Consider the following 15,806-nt stretch of genomic DNA (forward strand, 5'->3'; position numbering starts at 1 on the left):
TTACTCCAGAGCGGTGGACACGCCGGTCTCATCGACCGGCGCGTCCACCGGCAGCGGCGTCGTGAGGCCCACGATCGCCCCGACCGACGCCCCCAGCGCCGCGCCCAGCACGGCCGCGGGTCCGGCTACGACGGCCACGCCGACAGCCGCCCCGACGAGCGGTCCGACCACCAAACCGGTAGGCAGGAACGGGATTCCGGCGACGAATCCGAGACCGGCGCCGACAATTCCGGTGACGATCGCCAGCGGCGCGGACACGCCCGCCCCGATCCCCGCCCCGATGGCGGCGCCGACGCCCGCGTCGACCACGGTGACACCGCAGCGCTGCGCATCGACCGGAATGGACGCGCACAGCGAACCCACGAACTCCGGATCCACGCCCGGCAGCGGCTCCGCCGCATCGATCGCGGGCAGATCGATCGCAGGTAGTTGGCCGTTCATTAGCCAATCCGGTGGCGCCGGTAGCGCGGCGGGCGGCGGCGCGTCATCCTCCGGCGCCGCCGAGGCGACTCCGGTGCCGAGCAGCACGGCGAACGGCAAAGCACCCGCAATCAACAGTGGTCGCGACCGGATCCACCAATTGGCTTCCAGCATTCCGCACCTCCTGAGCGAAAAACTGCTCTACATCGAGCAATTGCCTGATGCCCTAGAGATCTTAAGCGGAGCGCATGGAGAAATAAGGACGAAACTCCAATATCAATTCACAACTGGCAAATCCACCGTCACAGCCCATATTCCACGCCCTCCCCCACCTCCCGCGCGCCGTCGGCCGAGCTCCCACCGGCCCGTGCCCACAATTAGCCACCCGCCCGATCCCACACCGCGGGCGGCGAATTCGACTGTCCACCAGCCGATGTGATGGCGAATATCTGTCACCATCGATATATGTCGCAATACAGAGAAGCCGTGGAATCGGCGGACGGCACCCGCATCGTCGTCCACTCGCGAGGTGACGGCCCGGCCCTGGTTATCGTCCCCGGCGCGCTGGTCACCCTCGACCTCTATTTCCAGCTGGCAGAATTACTGGCCCCCGACTACCGGGTCCTCGTGGTCGAACGGCGAGAATACGGCGAGAGCGGAAACGGCCCGCGCCCCGCCGAATTCACCGCCCAGGCCGCCGACCTGGCAGCGGTGCTCGCGACCCTGGAGGAACCCGCCTTCGTCTTCGGGCATTCCGCGGGCGGCCTGGTCGCGCTGCACGCGCTCCATCGAGATCAGTCGATGGTCCGCCGCCTCGCGCTCTACGAGCCCCCGGTGTCCCTCGCCGGTCCCCCGCTGACATCGACCCTCGCGACGATCCGCGACCACATGGCCGCAGCGCGCCCGGCGGACGCGATCATCGAATTCTTCACCGCCATTGTCGAACCCACCCCGCCCCGCGCGGCCTTACAGCCCCTCGCCGACGCCCTGGCCTTCCGAGCCTCGGGCCTGGTGGCCGACCTCGAATGCCTGACCGCCATGAACGCCGACATCACCCCCTGGTCGGCCATCGACGTCCCCGCCCTCCTGCTCGCGGGCGGGCTCACCGACCCCTACGGCACCGCGAGCGTCGAACTACTACAGGCGACGCTGCCCGATGCGCGCACCATCACTCTGCCGGGGCAGTTCCACCACCCCCACGACGCCGCGGCGCTGGCCGCGACACTGCGGGAGTTCTTCGCCTGAGCCGACGCGTTGGCACCGCTTACATTCGATCCGAGCCCGATATCAACCCGACCGCGTGGATCCGTCAGTTGGTGTGGGGCGTGTTCGAGACCTGGCCCGATGCGCCGAGGACCGCGAAGACCGCGGCGCGAATACGGTCGGCGACAGCCTCGTCGGAGACCGCGTCGAACTTGCCGTCCAGATGCAGGAACGCCAGGCCGTGGACCAACGCCCACACCGCGATGGCCATGGCCTCCGGGTCCGACACCGGAAACGCCTGTCGCACAATGTTCTCGACGTACTCGTGGATCGCCTCGGTGGCCGCGGCCCGCTCCGGACTCGTCGGATCACACGGATCGGCGAACATCACCCGGAACAACCCCGGCCGATCCAGGGCGAACCGCACGTACGCGATGGCGATCAGGGCCAGATCGTCCGGCGTGACCGGCGCGGGATGCACCGCGGCCAAACGGCTTGCCAGATCGCGGTATCCGACCGCGGCGACCGCGGACAGCAGGGCTTCGCGGTCCGCGAAATGGCGGTAGGGCGCGGCCGTCGACACACCGGCACGTCGGGCCACGGCACGCAAGGACAGGTCGGCGGCGCCGTTCTCCTCCAGCAGCTCGACCGCCGCGCGCAACAGCGCCGAGGGCAGGTCGCCGTGATGATACGGCTGAGTGGTCGACGACGTCACGCGAACGAATCTATCAAGCGGCGACGCCACACCGGCCCAGCCACCGGCCGATCTTCCGCCCTAACGCGGCCCCGCCCGCCGCCGATAGCGGGGTGTGGTCGCCGACCGTCGCGCCCGGTTCGCGGCCCCACCCGGTGCTGGTTCCGGATCGCCGCCGCGTCTACGATCCACCCATCGACCGGGGGACGACGATGCGTAGGAGGGGCATTGCGCACTGATCTGACTCTGCTGCACCAGTTTGTGCTCGCACAGCTGACCTCCATGGGATTGGACCGCACCCGCCTGATCCAGGAATCCGGTGTGCCGGAGTGGACACTGACCGGCGGCGGTGTCCACGTCCCCAGCGAAACCTTCTGGCGCCTGTGGGAGACCGGGGCGAGGATGCTCGACGATCCCGACGTGGCGTTGCGGGTCGCGAGCCGATACCAGCTCCGGGCAACGGGGCTCTACGACTATTTGTTCACCAGCGCACCGACCTTGGGCGCCGGACTGGCGACCTGCGGCCCCTATGTCAGCGCCGTCACCACCAATCACAATTTCGCCCTCGTCGACGACGACCGCGGGCCGACGCTGCGCCTGGACATGGTCGACGGCGCCGACGCGACCCGTGACCACACCCAGCTGTGGGGTCTGGCCGCCGTGCTGACCCGGGCGCGCCGCGTGGTCGACGCCCCCTTGGACCCCGTCCGAGTAACCGTGCGCCGCAACGCACCTCGGCGGCTCGACGCCTATCGGGACGTATTCGGCGACGCCACACTCGAATTCGGCGCGGATATCGACGCGATGACCTTCCGCCCATCCGACCTGGCCCTGCCGCTCACCACCGCCGACCCGGTCCTCGCCGCGGTGCTGCAACCCCTGGCGGACGCGCTGCCGCCTCCCCCGCCCCTGATCTCCGCGTGGCCCGAACGGGTCGCCGTGGCGGCGGCCGCCGCCCTCGACGAGGGTGACGCGTCCTTGGAACGGGTCGCGCGGCGGCTCACAACAAGCCCGCGCACTCTCCAGCGCCGGCTCGCCGAAGCCGGGACGACGTGGCGGCGTGAGCTGGACCGGGCGCGCTCGGCCCGGCTCGGCGCGGCGCAGGCGACCGGACCGCTGAGCCGCGGCAAACAGGCACAACTGCTGGGGTACGCCGACGAGTCCTCCATGCGCCGGGCCGCGCTGCGCTGGGCAGTCGCCAACAGCACGCACCGCTCGCCGCTGCAGCCGTGATCCATCGACGATCGAGTCCGCGCGCCGAATAGCTGCATATCTGCTCGTCATCGGCGATAGGCTGAGCACAGTCGAAAGGTGAGTCGCTAATGGCCCGTGCTCGCAGCCGTACCGTGAGGATTGCGCGCGGCCGATGATCGACGACGCGACGAACCGTACCCCCCGTGACGTGAGCCTGACGGTAGCGGAGGAATTGCGCGATCTCGGCTTCGAGAATGCCGAAGAAATGGATCGCGGCGGTTTCGGCGTGGTCTACCGGTGCCGGCAAGTGGGATTGGATCGCACGGTCACGGTGAAGGTCCTGACCGGGGACCTGGACGAGGAGAGCCAGGCGCGGTTCGTGTGGGAGCAGCAGGCGCTGGGCCGGCTGACCGGACATCCCAACCTCGTCACGGTGCTGGCGGCCGGTGTCATCAGCGGCGGGCGGCCCTATCTCGCCCAGCCGTATCACCCCGTGGATTCGCTGGATGCGCGAATTCGGCACCGGGGTCCGCTTCCAGTCGATGACGTGCTGAAGGTGGGGGCCGGGATCGCCCGGGCGCTCGAGAGCGCGCATCGACTGGGCATCGTGCACGGCGACGTGCGGCCGGGCAATGTTCTCTTCGCCGAATACGGTGAACCCGCCCTGACCGGCTTCGGGATCGCGCGCGTTCCCGGCGGCCCCGAGACTTCCGCCGCCGATGTCCACGGGCTCGGCGCCACCATGTTCTGGGCGCTGACCGGTCATGCCGCCTCCGAGCCGCAGGCACCGGACCTGCGCGAACGCGGCTTCCCCGCCGAGGTGTGCACCGTCGTGGCAGCGGCGATGCACCGCGATCCCGAACAACGGCCCTCCGCCGCGGAGCTCGGCGCGACCATCCGGCAGATCCAGCAACGCAGCGCCTCGCGAACCACACGACACCACCGCCCGCTACTGCCCGAATTGACCAGCTTCATCAACCGGCGCGCCGAGTTGAGCGCACTCAAGCACCAGCTCACCGTCTCCAGGCTGGTGACGCTGGCCGGGATGGGCGGCGTCGGCAAGACCCGGCTGGCGTTGCGGGCGGCCTCGGCGGCGCAACGCGACTTCGCGGACGGGGTGTGGGCGATCGACCTGGCCGACGTGCGCGACCCGTCGCTGGTGGCCCCCATCGTCGCGGCCGCTCTGGGTGTGCGGGCCGATTCGGCTCGGCCGGTCCATGACGCGCTCGTCGAGTTTCTGCGATCTCGGGAAACCCTGCTCGTCGTCGACAACTGCGAGCAGGTCGCCAAGCCGATGGCGAACCTGGCCGAGACATTGTTGTCGGAATGCCCGGGACTGCGGATGCTGGTCACCAGCCGCGAACCGCTGGATATCGGCGGCGAAGCCGTGCAGCGACTGCTGCCGCTGAGCGTGCCCGCCGCCGACCAGGAACCGACGCTGCGACAGCTCCGTAAGTACGACGCCGTGACGCTGTTCGCCGATCGCGCCGGCACGGTCGTGCCCGGCTTCGAGGTGACCGAGGAGAACAAGGCCGCGGTGGCCGGGATCTGCGCCCGGTTGGACGGTCTGCCCCTGGCGATCGAACTCGCGGCGGCGCGCATGCGCACGATGTCGCCGGACCAGATTCTGCAGCGGCTCACCGACCGGTTCGCCCTGCTCACCCGGGGTCACCGCACCGCGCCGACCCGGCAACAGGCCCTGCGGTGGTGCATCGACTGGAGCTATGAGCTGTGCACCCCGGCCGAGCAGCGGCTGTGGGCCCGGTTGTCGGTGTTCGCCGGTGGTTTCGAACTCGAGGCCGTCGAGGCGGTGTGCGGCGCCGATGCGGCGGAACTGCTCGACGTGCTGTCCTCGCTGGTGGACAAATCGGTGGTGATCAGGGAGGAACTCGACGGCGCGGTCCGCTTCCGGATGCTCGACACCGTCCGGGAGTACGGCCAGGACAAGCTGCGGGAGGCCGGTGCGGACGAGGAATTCCGGCGCGGGCACCGGGACTGGTACCGGCGGCTGGTGCTCGACGCCGAGAACGACTGGATCAGCGACCGGCAATGCGACTGGATGGCCCGGCTCGACCGCGAGCAGGGCAATATCCGGGCCGCGCTCGAATTCTGCGTGACCGACCCGACCGAGCAGTCGGCCGAGGCGGGACTGCGGATCAGTGCCGCGTCCCTCACCTTCTGGAGCTTCCGCGGCCTGTTCGGTGAAGGCCGCCGCTGGCTCGAGCGCGCCCTGGCCCATCCGGGCGCGCATTCGACAACCGACCGGGTCCGGGCGCTGCACGCCAGCGTGTTCATGGCCACCCGGCAATGGGACCTGGAGACGGCCGCCGCCCTGCTCGCCCACGGGCGGGTGCTCGCCGAGCGCGATCCCACACCCCTGAATCACGCCTTGATCGCGTATGCGGAGGGAGATCTGGCGCTCTATCGCGACGACCCCCCGCGCGCGGTGTCGTGCATCAATCGAGCCATCGAGGTGCTGAGCTCCGACCCGCACGGATGCCTGCACGTCTCCGCGCTGCTGTTGCTCGGTGTGGCGTACGCGCAGCAGGGCGACGCCGAGCGGGCCGCCGAGTGCCATCAGCGGATCCTGTCCATCACCGAGGAGTGCGGCGAGTCGCTGTTCCGGTCGACCGCTCTGGGAATGACCGCGATCGCGGCCTACCGCCGAGGTGAGGGCCCCCGCGCACAGGAGTTGCTGCGGGAATCGCTGCGCCTCAACCGGCTCGTGCGCAGCCTGCTCGTCGCGGCGCTCGATCTCGAAGTGCTGGCGTGGATCGCCGCCGGCGCCGACGACCAGCGCGCCGCCGTGCTGATGGGCGCGGCCGCGAACATGATGCGGACCGCCCCCGGCGTGGCGATCTACTTCCCCCAGATGGTCGAAGCCCACCTCGACTGCGAGCGGGTGGTGCGTGGCGCGCTCGGCGCCGCGCGTTTCGATACGGCATGGCGACGCGGGCGGGCGATGCGCGTCAACGCCGCGGTCGCCTACGCCCTGAACGAGGAACAGCCGGCCGACGCGCCGCGCCCCGGCGCGACGACTCTGACCAAACGGGAACGCCAGGTCGCGGGCCTCGTCGCCGAAGGGCTCACCAACAAGCAGATCGCGACCCAGCTGGTGATCGCCCAGCGGACCGTGGACGCCCACGTCGAGCACATCCTGGCCAAGCTCGGGTTCAACTCACGCGCCCAGATCGCGGCGTGGATCGTGGACGCGGACCAAAAATAGGTATACCCAGTGGCCATTCCACCGTCGTGGGAAACGCCCGGACCGGCGATGCTGAAAACCGAAATCCACCAGCACCGGTCCACGGAGGTTCGGTTCCATGTCTCTACCGATTGCCCAGCGCACAGCAGGTGTCAGCGACGACGCCGACATGTTCGCGATCCGGCGATGCGCGGCCTGCGACAAGCTGTTCGGGCCGATGATCGGCGCCTGTTCGGCCTGCGCGTCCGACGATCTCGAGTGGGTGCCCGCGTCCGGGTCCGGTTCGATCGTGTCCTCGCGGAGGGTGCACCGCCCGGGTGATCCGCACGGCGTGTCGACGCCGATGACCATCGCCATCGTCGAACTCGACGAGGGCCCGTGGGTCTACACCTCCCTCGAAGGCGACGTGCCGCTGATCTCCATCGGTCCGGTGCGGGTGCGTTTCCAGCAGCGTCGCCGCGAGGACGGATTTCCGGTCGTCACCGTCGCCGACCGCCCGAGCCGGCTGCTGCGATGACCACGTTGCAGCCGCTCGCCTACGGATATGTGCGCGACGATCTGTTGAGCAACCGCGACCCGGGTTCCAGCGACACGCTACTGCGAGCCGCCGCCCGATCACTCGGGTACGCACTCGGCACGGTGTTCCACGAGCCGGGACCGCAGAGCGACACCCTGCCCCCGGTGTTCGTCGACCTCGTCCACGAATGCCGGCGAGCCCGAGCCTGCACCGTGCTGACGCTGCCCGGACACCTGGCGGGCGCGTCCGTGTGCCGCAAGGTCCTGCTCGCGGTCCTCGAGGCGCGGGCCGATGCCGCGGTACAGGAAGTCCGCGCATGAGCGTCGTCTCCGCGCCGCTGACGCCGGTGGCGATGCTGTTCATCCTCGGGTATCGGATCCTTCAGATCACCGAGGCGACCTACTACCGGTGGTGCAATCGACGCCGCTGATCATCCGACGGTGCCGCGCGGCTGTAACCCGGCGGCTCGGTAGACATCGTCGATCAGTGCCATATTGACGACGGAATCCTCGGGCGGCGTGAGGTTGGTGTCGGCGCCCGACACCGCGCTCGCGAACGCGCGCAGCTGTCGGACGTAGGTGGGTTCACCCGGGATCCGCTCGCGGCGGGTGACGCCGTCGACAGTCACCGTCACGCGGTGGAAGGCTTGCGGCAGTACGTGATTGAGGACCTTCATGGTTCCGCGCTCGCCCTCGACCCGCAGCCCGATCCGCAACAGCGAACGCGACCACATCGACGCGTTGATCCGGCCCACCGCACCGGACGGGAAACGGAAGTCCGCGGTCATGGCGCGATCCACGCCGGGACTGCGCAGCAGCGCCCGCGCCGCGGTCACCTCCGGCGGGTCGGGTTCGAACAGTCGCATGCTGTGGATCGCGTAGCAGCCCGCGTCCATGGTGGCCCCGCCCGCGAGGTCCAGCCGATAGCGGATGTCGCCGAACTTGGGCAGCGGGAAGCACATCGAGCTCTCCACCCGCCGGATGGCGCCCAGCTCGGTCGCGGCGATCTCCCGCATGCGCTCGGCCAGTGGGTGATACCGATAGTGGAAGCCCTCCATGACGGTGAGCCCGGTGCGCCGCGCTTCCTCGGCGACCTGCCGGGCTTCGGCGGCATCGGCCGTCAGCGGCTTCTCGCACAGGACATGTCGACCCGCGGCCAGCGCCTGCAATGTCCACCGCGCGTGCAGCGAATTGGGCAGCGGAATGTAGACCGCGTCCACCGCGCCCAGCAGGTCGGCGTAGGAGTCGTATACCTGCGCGATCCCGTGCTTGCGGGCGAACGCCTCCGCTCGTGTGCGGTCCCGGGCCGCGATCGCGGTGACCTCGACCTCCGGCACCACCGCGGCGGGTCCGATCAGCGCGGTGGGCGCGATCGACGCCGCACCCAGGATCCCGATCCTCAAGACACTCTCCCTTTTTCGATCGACCCCGACCCCGCCGGGGTCCGCGCGGCCGCGCTCGACAACAACTCCACCGCCGTCGCGATGTGCGATCCCGACATCTCGCGGCCGGGATGAAGCCACAGGTGAGCGTCGACGTGGCCGTCCGCCCCGAAGACGGGCACGCCCAGCACCGTCACATCGATCGATTCGTCGCCGTCGGGGGCGGTGGGGAAATACTCGGCGGGCCCGAGCCTGGCCAGCAGCGACAACACCGCGTCCTGCAACGCGCCGTCGGCACTCGACGGCGATCCGGCGATATCAGCCAGGACGTCACGGAGTTTCGTGGCGGCCGGGGTGAAGCGTTCGAGGACGAACCCGCGCCGGGCGGTCTGCTCCAGCGCACGCCGGAGCTCCTCGCGCTCAACGGGATTCGCGGTGTCGGGCAGGCGGTTCATCCAGTCGTCGTGCCCGGCCGGATCGAACGCCGCGAACACCATCCCGACCGGCGGCGCGTAGGGAACCCGGCGGCCGATCAACTCCGCCGCACCCGGGCCCACGGCGTCGACCAGCACGATCGAGTCCCCGTCCAGCACCGACACTCCGGCGGTGAATCCCGTGGTCGCGGCGAGGGACGGCAATTCCGCGGCGGCCGCCCGCGCCATCGGATACCCCGACGCGGCCGCCCGGCCGATCGCGAGCATCGCCGGTCCCAGACCGTAGGTCAGGTCGGTCCGGGTCACCCACCCGGACCGGACCAGGCTCACGAGGATGGCATGGCAGGTGGCAGTGGTGATGTCGGCCGCGCGGGCCAGCTCGCTCAGCGCGAACGATCGCCCCGGGTGCGCGGCGAGGATGGCCACGATCCGCACCACCCGCTGCGTGGGAGGCGACCCCGAGTCAGCCGAAACAGCCACCGCATTCCTTTCGACTATTCGAAAGCGCTCATCGCTATTTCGAATACTCGGCGAGAATACCCGGCATCACGGCCCACCGCTCAGCGGGCGGGCAAACGCTCGGTCAGAACCCGAGACCGGTGTGGATTCGATCGAGCAGGTCGCCGGTCCGGAACGGTTTGGGCAGATACCCCGACGCGCCCGCGCTGATCGCGAGGCCCACGAGGTCGGGATCGGTTTCGGTGGACACGATCAGGATCGGCACCGACGAGGCCGCCCGCAGACGCAGGCAGAACTCGGGTCCGGACAGGTCCGGCAACATGAGATCAGTCAGCACCAGATCCGGCTTCCAGCTGGTGACGGCGGTGAGCGCCTGGGCGGCCGTCGAGGTGTGCGCGGCGTCGTAACCGGCCGCGCCGAGTACCAGCAGAGTCATCTCGGCGGTCGCGGGATGTTGCTCGACGATCAGCACCCGGGCCGCCGGCCGCATCTCATCCCGCACGTCGATCGGCGGACGGCTGGCTCGAATTGTGGAGAGTTGATGAAGGTTCATGGACGTATCCCTTGCTGACCGGAATCCCCGACCCGGTGTGACCCGCCCCACCTTTCCGGACGGAACTCGACGCTAAGCCGAACAGCAACTTGTCAGCAATAGCTGCGTGCTCTGAACCGTCCGATTCATCACGATCGTCACGTTCCCGTGATCTCGCGGAGCCGAACGGGCGGCCACCGTGACCGTATCGAGAGCAAACAGCCACTTGGCGTTCACCGACGCGGCCGCAAGGACGGCTCCCGGGGCAGATCAGGGACCACCACTGGTCCGACGAAGCCTGGCGAAGCGCACTCTGGAACATGCACGGCGATCAGCTACCCGAGTAAGGAGAAGAGAGCAATGACCACCATCCACATGCACGCGAACACGCGTGTGACGCCCGAGCAGTTCGTCGCGGCCCTCACCGACTTCGGCCCGGGCCGATCGGAGCTGTTCGGCAACAGCGCCGGGTCGTACCTCGCGGTGCACGCCCAGGATGCCCAGCACGCGGACGTCACCGAAGGATCCACCGGAATCTGGGAGCGACTCGACTACGACTGGACCAACCCGGATCACGTCGTGCTGACCACCACCGACTCCAATGCGTGGGGTCACCACTCCGGGCACACCTACGACCTGACCCCGCGTCCCGACGGCACCACCGATATCGACTACACCGTGGTTCGCGAGGGCAAGAATCCGCGCGGCTGGTTCCTCGGAGCGGTGGTCGCCACCGTCGGCCGGGGCGTGCTGACCAAGGCGTTCAAGAACTCGGTGACCGCGATCGAGGCCCGAACCGAGACCACCAGGTAGACGAGGCCCGTGTTCGACGAATTACTCTCGGGCACAGCCGAATAGCGGAATAGGCGCACCGTGACCGAATAGAGAGCAAACGGCCATACGGATTTCATCGCGGTTCCCGAACGGCGCTCGACCACGAGGCGCGACCATGAAGTATGGCAGCGAATGATGAAGATCAGCAGATCGAGGAACTGGTTGGTCGACTCACCACCAAGTTCCCGGCCGTCGGCGCGGGGACCGTCGCCGACATCGTCCACGACGCCCACCGCACGTTCGACGGACGTCCCGTCCGCGACTTCATCCCGCTACTCGTCGAGCGGATGGCCGCCCGCCGATTGACTACCGCCCCAAAGTGATTCGAGGCGCGGGGACAGCTCCACAACCGGATCGAACGAGGACCGGCCGCATCGGCCCTCAGCCCGCGGGCTGAGCGTGCCGGATGCCTCGCCAGCCGAGTGGAAGTTGGACGCGCCCGGCGCGGATGTCGCTGATGAGGTGGGCGTAGCCGTCGCGAACTTCGCCGAGGTGAACCCAGGCCGAGTGCCGGAGGTCCTCGCAGTCACTGTGCAGGACCGTCCACCATGCTTCGGCGTAGGTCTTGGCCACGTGACTGATCACCTCGCCGAAGGTGTGGGTGTGGCGGCGGGCGCAACGGCTGTGGCGCACGGAGGCCGCGGCCCAAGAATTGATCTTGTCGATGACCTTCGCGATATCGGCGCACAGCGCCGCCTCGGTGACCTCCGGCGCGTTCCGCCGCGGATTCAGCACCGCCGAAATCAGCGCGGCGTGCAGATCGCCGAGCTCTCTGGCCCAGGTGACGAGTGGGAACGGTTCGGCGAGCCGTCCGGCGATCGCGGCCAAGAGTTGCTCCGGCGACAACAGCGATTCGGAATCGGTGGCCGGGTGCTCGTCTGCCGCTACACCCGCGTTCATGCGCGCCCGCCGGTGGGGCTATCGGAGGAGCCGGTCATGCGATGCATGCGAAAGCTCGTCGCTCATCGACGACTTCTGCGAGATAGGCGTGCTGATACATGGGCGAGAGGTCAACTTTTCGAGATGAATGGTTGATGTCGAGAACGCACCGCTGCGACTCGGGGCATAATGCTAATACTGACTGCGCACTCAGTCAACGACAGTTCGCGCGGTCGATCGGTTCTCAGGGGTGTCGGAGAATGTGGACGAACAGGGGTGGGATCGATGAGTGAACGTGCGGCGGGACCAGGCAAGTCGGGCGCTATTCTCGACATGTTCACGCGCCATGTCGCCGAAAAGGGCTACGACGGAACGAGTTTCAGCGAGGTAGCACGCGAGCTCGGCATCTCGCAAGGCTTGATCGTGCACCATTACGGCACGAAGGCGCGGCTACTGGAAGTGCTGCACGTTTCCTACATGCGACGCCGAGTCGACGAGGCGGAACGAATCGTATCGACCTTCTCGACACCACCCGAGCAGCTGGCCGGGTTGTTGCACGCGGCCATGCTCTATCAGGTTCACGACCGGCACCGGACGGTCGCATTCCAGCGCGAGGTCGCCCGATTCGGCCAGCAAGAAGAGGATTCCGAGGGGCGCAAGCTGCGCAGGTATTACATCGGAATCCTGCGCGGCGTGCTCGAGGCGGGCATCGCGTCCGGCGACTTCCATTCCGTCGACACCAGCATTCGGAGCCTGCTCATTTTCGGCTCCGCGCAATGGGCGTGGACGTGGTTCGAGCCGGGCGGACGCAATTCCGCCGAACAGGTCGGTTCCGAACTGGTGGATCTCACGCTCGGATCGCTCTTGCAGAGCAGGGAGTCGCTACCCCGCCTGCGCGATCCCGACGGCGACCTCGTCGCAACGGTGATCGGCATCATCACGGCATAAGCGCGGACGACTGCGCTCAGCGCACGTCGGCGCCCCGTGGGTGAGTCCGGGTGGGCTCAGAGCTTGTAGCCGATGGCGCGGAGCAGTCGGTGCCGGTCGGCGCGGTCGGTCTCGGTTTCGATCCCGAGGGGCGGCGCACCGTCGACGACGCCGATGATGCCGCGCCCGAGCGAGGTTTCGGCGATGAGCACCTCGACGGGGTTGGCCGTGGCGCAGAAGACGGTGCAGAGCTCGGGGATGTGGCGGATCGCGTTGAGAACGTTGACGGGGTAGCCGTCGCGGAGGAAGACGATGAAGGAGTGGCCGGCGGCGAGGGCTGTCGCGTTCTTCGTGGCGAGGTCGATCAAACTGTCGTCGTTACCCGACCAGCGGATCAGGCGGGGACCGGAGGCTTCGCAGAAAGCCAGCCCGAAGCGCAGTTGCGGGCCGGTGCCGACGAGGGCTTCGTGAAGGTCCTCGACTGTCTTGATGAAGTGGGACTGCCCGATGATGACATTGAGCTCATCGGGATTCTCGATGGGCACCGCTGTCAATTCCATGAACCTATCGTCCCTCGTCACGCTGCCGCGAAACAAGCTCGGGGTATCTGGAGCCTGGTCAGGCCGTCGCCTTCGAGGCCGAGCCTGCCGACCGGGACGGACTGCGATTCCGCGCGATCCGAATTTGGAATGTTGATGTACATGATGCAACTGCGCTCGTGTCCAGCAAAGCGAACTCGTTCGCGAGACACTGTGCGTCGCAGGATGTTCAGACAATATTGACATTTTGGACAATTTCGGTGAACGAGTAATACTCGGCCGGTATCGACGATGGTCTGACTATGGCTGATCTACTTGCGGAAGCTCGTCAGATGCCGCACTCCGCAATACAATTCGCCCGGAATGCCGGGTGGGCGGGACCGCCCCCGGACCTTGAATCCCGTCTGGTGAAGCTCCGTGTTCAGTACGACTATCCGCTTGCCGTGATCAAGCACGTATTGGAAGAACGTTTCAGTACGGCATCCGGCGACTGGATCTGCTACCTAGGCGTAGCCATGGAGATGGCTGTCCTAGCGGAGGTTTCCCATCACACGCTCGGCGAGGCCGACCGGCAGCGCCTGCGCCGGCAATGGGAGTCGCTGCTGACAGCCTGACAGAGACCAGCGCGACGGCCGAGCCCGATCAGATCCGCCGGCCGCGCCGGACACGGAGTCAGGGTGTCGTCTGTCCGACCCAGAAGTCGATCTCGCGGTATTGCGGGCTGTCGGGTTTGAGGTGCCAGTTCTGCCATGCGTCGCTGTCGACGAGGCCCTTCCACTGCTTGGCGGCGGGTTGCAGGTGCCGGCGGAAGCGCCACCGATACTGGTTGTAGACCGACATGATGTTGGTGGCGTAAGCGTCGGCCACGGCTGGGGTGTTGCGGATGATGAGCAGATTCTCGTCGTTGGTGGCGCTGGCCTTCGGACCGAGGTTGTGTGACCCGGTGAGCAGAACGGGATTGGGTCCGAACGGGTCGACGACGATGACCTTGCTGTGCACCATCGCGAACGCGCGGTCCAGCTTCTCGAGCTCTGCCCGGAAGAAGGCCGTGGGCGCGTCGATCGCCGCGGGCAACACGATGTCGAGGTCGGCCTTCTCGGTGTTGTCCTGGTCGAACAGGTGCACCGGGTTGGCGGTGGTGCTGGGGTCCTGGTTGAGCACGCCGCGGATGTAGAGACGCGCGGATCGGTCGGTGTGCGCGACGTCGAGGATCGTGTTGAGCAGGGTGTCCTTCGGGCCCGGGTTGAACATCAGGAACAAGATGCCGGACTGTGCGCCGGTAATGATCGTGCGGGCGTCTGCGAGATCGACGTGGTCGCGGGTGGGGGTGAACCACAGCCGCATGGGGGCCGAGACCACCGTGAGGTCACGGGGTGTGCTGTTGGCGCTGCGCAGGGTCTCAGGGGTGGCATCGCCGGCGTCTTTGAGGCGGTCCCACTGTTGCCGATACTGTTCGGCCAGGGTGGGGTCGTCGATCAGCAGCGAGTTGTTGGCCTGCGTGCACAGACCCGTCATGGTCCAGTTCTGGCTGCCGGTCCACACCCAGCGCGGGCGGCCGTCGTCGTCGCAGACGATCAGGAACTTGTTGTGCCCCAAGGCACGCGGGGAACACATCCTGCCGTGCAGCTCCACCTTCCCCCACAGCGCGGCGCGCGCATCGGCGTTCTGATCGTCGCCCTTGTTCTTCACGCTCCCGTTCGCCAGCACGACATGCGCGCGCTCCCCCAGACGCGTCAACGCGGCGATCAGCTGAGGATCATCGAGTTCATAGAGCGCCGCGTACACATCGCGGCTGTCCTGGGCCGCGGCATCGAGCAGCGTGAACAACCGGGCACCGAGCGGGCCCGCCAGATAGTCACGCAGCGGATCGCCGGGCGTCTTGATCACGGTCTCCAACTTGGCGTTCTGCAGGTCGTGGCCGGTGACTCCCAACCGTCGTGAAACCCATTGCGCGGCAACGATTCCACGATTGAACACCACCTCGATATCGGGCGAAGTCACCGCGGCGAGGGCGATCTCGTCGGTCCAGTCACTGGCCGAGCCCGGATCAGGACGAAGGTTCGCCTTGTCGGGACCGACCATCGGCAACACCCGATACGCCACCCTGTCGCCCGGGTTGGCCATGTAATCGGTCCACTGATACTTCTGGATCGGCCAGTTCGTCGACGCCCGCCGCTCCCCGTCCACAGCTTGGTCGCCCTCGAACCCGACCCAGGTACTGACCACCTCTTCGATGCCATTGCGGCGCCGCATCAGCGCGAACCCGCGACACCCGGCAATGAACCCGTCGGGCTTCCACGCGATCAGAACATCGTCACCGTTGTGATGAATTTTCACCAGCATGATCTCGCACCCCCGTCGAGATTGTTTTACCAACGCAAGCAAATGAATACGGACCACGTCGTAACGTCGCCACCGAAATCCGACTTGCTCATGATGCGGTTCGAGACCGCCACCCGTACATTTCCGGCCCAAAACAGCTATGACGCAACTTATTCTAGATCCATGGTGTGATCGAGCACGCGTAGTTCACTACTCGAAATGTTCCGGTGACGTTGGGGCGTGTGCCGAGTCAGGCGCGATCCTCC

At 67.5% G+C, this 15,806-nt stretch carries 17 protein-coding genes; 9 read left to right on the plus strand and 8 right to left on the minus strand.

The features are described 5' to 3' along the window. Window positions 1-594 carry a hypothetical protein gene (locus ABZ382_RS01885; RefSeq protein WP_357082419.1) on the minus strand — a complete coding sequence of 198 codons (594 nt, stop codon included), beginning with the start codon at window positions 592-594 and terminating at the stop codon, window positions 1-3. A 291-nt stretch (window positions 595-885) separates the two neighbouring features. Here ABZ382_RS01885 and ABZ382_RS01890 point away from each other — a divergent pair, with 291 nt between their 5' ends. Then, entirely contained in the window at window positions 886-1,665 is a 780-nt protein-coding gene (locus tag ABZ382_RS01890) for an alpha/beta fold hydrolase (protein ID WP_357082422.1), read from the plus strand. Between the two features lie 64 nt (window positions 1,666-1,729). On the opposite strand, the gene ABZ382_RS01895 is transcribed toward ABZ382_RS01890, so the two are convergent. Continuing rightward, window positions 1,730-2,338 (minus strand): TetR/AcrR family transcriptional regulator, encoded by a 609-nt coding sequence (locus tag ABZ382_RS01895; protein ID WP_357082425.1) that lies wholly within the window; start codon window positions 2,336-2,338, stop codon window positions 1,730-1,732. Between the two features lie 207 nt (window positions 2,339-2,545). On the opposite strand from ABZ382_RS01895, the gene ABZ382_RS01900 reads away from it, so the two are divergent. From ABZ382_RS01900 to ABZ382_RS01915, 4 genes are all read left to right on the plus strand, one after another. Continuing rightward, a complete protein-coding gene (locus ABZ382_RS01900; protein WP_357082428.1) occupies window positions 2,546-3,550 on the plus strand; it encodes an AraC family transcriptional regulator ligand-binding domain-containing protein in 1,005 nt (334 codons plus the stop codon). Window positions 3,551-3,719: 169 nt separating this feature from the next. Further along, window positions 3,720-6,737 (plus strand): LuxR C-terminal-related transcriptional regulator, encoded by a 3,018-nt coding sequence (locus ABZ382_RS01905; RefSeq protein WP_357082431.1) that lies wholly within the window; start codon window positions 3,720-3,722, stop codon window positions 6,735-6,737. Window positions 6,738-6,834: 97 nt separating this feature from the next. Continuing rightward, window positions 6,835-7,233 carry an OB-fold domain-containing protein gene (locus tag ABZ382_RS01910; RefSeq protein WP_357082434.1) on the plus strand — a complete coding sequence of 133 codons (399 nt, stop codon included), beginning with the start codon at window positions 6,835-6,837 and terminating at the stop codon, window positions 7,231-7,233. Then, a complete protein-coding gene (locus ABZ382_RS01915) occupies window positions 7,230-7,553 on the plus strand; it encodes a hypothetical protein (protein ID WP_357082437.1) in 324 nt (107 codons plus the stop codon). The genes ABZ382_RS01910 and ABZ382_RS01915 overlap by 4 nt, the downstream gene beginning before the upstream one ends. A 110-nt stretch (window positions 7,554-7,663) precedes the next feature. Here ABZ382_RS01915 and ABZ382_RS01920 read toward each other — a convergent pair whose 3' ends face one another. The 3 genes from ABZ382_RS01920 to ABZ382_RS01930 form a co-directional block, all read right to left on the minus strand. Continuing rightward, window positions 7,664-8,635 carry a Gfo/Idh/MocA family oxidoreductase gene (locus ABZ382_RS01920; RefSeq protein WP_357082440.1) on the minus strand — a complete coding sequence of 324 codons (972 nt, stop codon included), beginning with the start codon at window positions 8,633-8,635 and terminating at the stop codon, window positions 7,664-7,666. Further along, on the minus strand, window positions 8,632-9,528 hold the full coding sequence (locus tag ABZ382_RS01925) for a helix-turn-helix domain-containing protein (protein WP_357082443.1): 897 nt from the start codon (window positions 9,526-9,528) through the stop codon (window positions 8,632-8,634). The genes ABZ382_RS01920 and ABZ382_RS01925 overlap by 4 nt, the downstream gene beginning before the upstream one ends. Before the next feature lie 103 nt (window positions 9,529-9,631). Next, window positions 9,632-10,060, minus strand: a complete 429-nt coding sequence (locus ABZ382_RS01930) for a response regulator (protein WP_357082446.1) — start codon at window positions 10,058-10,060, stop codon at window positions 9,632-9,634. Window positions 10,061-10,399: 339 nt separating this feature from the next. Here ABZ382_RS01930 and ABZ382_RS01935 point away from each other — a divergent pair, with 339 nt between their 5' ends. Together ABZ382_RS01935 and ABZ382_RS01940 are read left to right on the plus strand one after the other, a co-directional pair. Further along, complete coding sequence (locus tag ABZ382_RS01935; protein ID WP_357082449.1) at window positions 10,400-10,852, plus strand: hypothetical protein; 453 nt, start codon at window positions 10,400-10,402, stop codon at window positions 10,850-10,852. A gap of 143 nt (window positions 10,853-10,995) precedes the next feature. Next, window positions 10,996-11,196: a three-helix bundle dimerization domain-containing protein gene (locus ABZ382_RS01940; protein WP_357082452.1), complete on the plus strand. Its 201-nt coding sequence runs from the start codon at window positions 10,996-10,998 to the stop codon at window positions 11,194-11,196. 58 nt (window positions 11,197-11,254) lie between these two features. Here the strand turns inward: ABZ382_RS01940 and ABZ382_RS01945 are convergent, their stop codons facing one another. Then, window positions 11,255-11,773: a hypothetical protein gene (locus ABZ382_RS01945; RefSeq protein ID WP_357082455.1), complete on the minus strand. Its 519-nt coding sequence runs from the start codon at window positions 11,771-11,773 to the stop codon at window positions 11,255-11,257. 264 nt (window positions 11,774-12,037) lie between these two features. Between ABZ382_RS01945 and ABZ382_RS01950 the strand changes: the two genes are divergently transcribed. Next, a complete protein-coding gene (locus ABZ382_RS01950; RefSeq protein ID WP_357082458.1) occupies window positions 12,038-12,700 on the plus strand; it encodes a TetR/AcrR family transcriptional regulator in 663 nt (220 codons plus the stop codon). A 56-nt stretch (window positions 12,701-12,756) separates the two neighbouring features. Here the strand turns inward: ABZ382_RS01950 and ABZ382_RS01955 are convergent, their stop codons facing one another. Continuing rightward, window positions 12,757-13,239 carry an adenosine-specific kinase gene (locus tag ABZ382_RS01955; protein ID WP_357082461.1) on the minus strand — a complete coding sequence of 161 codons (483 nt, stop codon included), beginning with the start codon at window positions 13,237-13,239 and terminating at the stop codon, window positions 12,757-12,759. A 386-nt stretch (window positions 13,240-13,625) separates the two neighbouring features. Here ABZ382_RS01955 and ABZ382_RS01960 point away from each other — a divergent pair, with 386 nt between their 5' ends. Further along, window positions 13,626-13,832: a hypothetical protein gene (locus tag ABZ382_RS01960; RefSeq protein ID WP_357082464.1), complete on the plus strand. Its 207-nt coding sequence runs from the start codon at window positions 13,626-13,628 to the stop codon at window positions 13,830-13,832. 58 nt (window positions 13,833-13,890) lie between these two features. Here the strand turns inward: ABZ382_RS01960 and ABZ382_RS01965 are convergent, their stop codons facing one another. After that, window positions 13,891-15,693, minus strand: a complete 1,803-nt coding sequence (locus ABZ382_RS01965) for a phospholipase D-like domain-containing protein (RefSeq protein ID WP_357082467.1) — start codon at window positions 15,691-15,693, stop codon at window positions 13,891-13,893. Window positions 15,694-15,806 lie beyond the last annotated feature (113 nt).

Origin of the sequence: Nocardia sp. NPDC005825, from assembly GCF_040630175.1 — a bacterium.
Classification (GTDB): domain Bacteria; phylum Actinomycetota; class Actinomycetes; order Mycobacteriales; family Mycobacteriaceae; genus Nocardia.

Excerpts from the sequence above, each read along its gene's own strand:
- ABZ382_RS01890 (WP_357082422.1), top strand. The coding sequence starts at position 886 with ATGTCGCAATACAGAGAAGCCGTGGAATCGGCGGACGGCACCCGCATC.
- ABZ382_RS01945 (WP_357082455.1), bottom strand. The coding sequence starts at position 11,773 with ATGAACGCGGGTGTAGCGGCAGACGAGCACCCGGCCACCGATTCCGAA.
- ABZ382_RS01910 (WP_357082434.1), top strand. The coding sequence starts at position 6,835 with ATGTCTCTACCGATTGCCCAGCGCACAGCAGGTGTCAGCGACGACGCC.
- ABZ382_RS01950 (WP_357082458.1), top strand. The coding sequence starts at position 12,038 with ATGAGTGAACGTGCGGCGGGACCAGGCAAGTCGGGCGCTATTCTCGAC.
- ABZ382_RS01955 (WP_357082461.1), bottom strand. The coding sequence starts at position 13,239 with ATGGAATTGACAGCGGTGCCCATCGAGAATCCCGATGAGCTCAATGTC.
- ABZ382_RS01940 (WP_357082452.1), top strand. The coding sequence starts at position 10,996 with ATGGCAGCGAATGATGAAGATCAGCAGATCGAGGAACTGGTTGGTCGA.
- ABZ382_RS01930 (WP_357082446.1), bottom strand. The coding sequence starts at position 10,060 with ATGAACCTTCATCAACTCTCCACAATTCGAGCCAGCCGTCCGCCGATC.
- ABZ382_RS01885 (WP_357082419.1), bottom strand. The coding sequence starts at position 594 with ATGCTGGAAGCCAATTGGTGGATCCGGTCGCGACCACTGTTGATTGCG.
- ABZ382_RS01935 (WP_357082449.1), top strand. The coding sequence starts at position 10,400 with ATGACCACCATCCACATGCACGCGAACACGCGTGTGACGCCCGAGCAG.
- ABZ382_RS01915 (WP_357082437.1), top strand. The coding sequence starts at position 7,230 with ATGACCACGTTGCAGCCGCTCGCCTACGGATATGTGCGCGACGATCTG.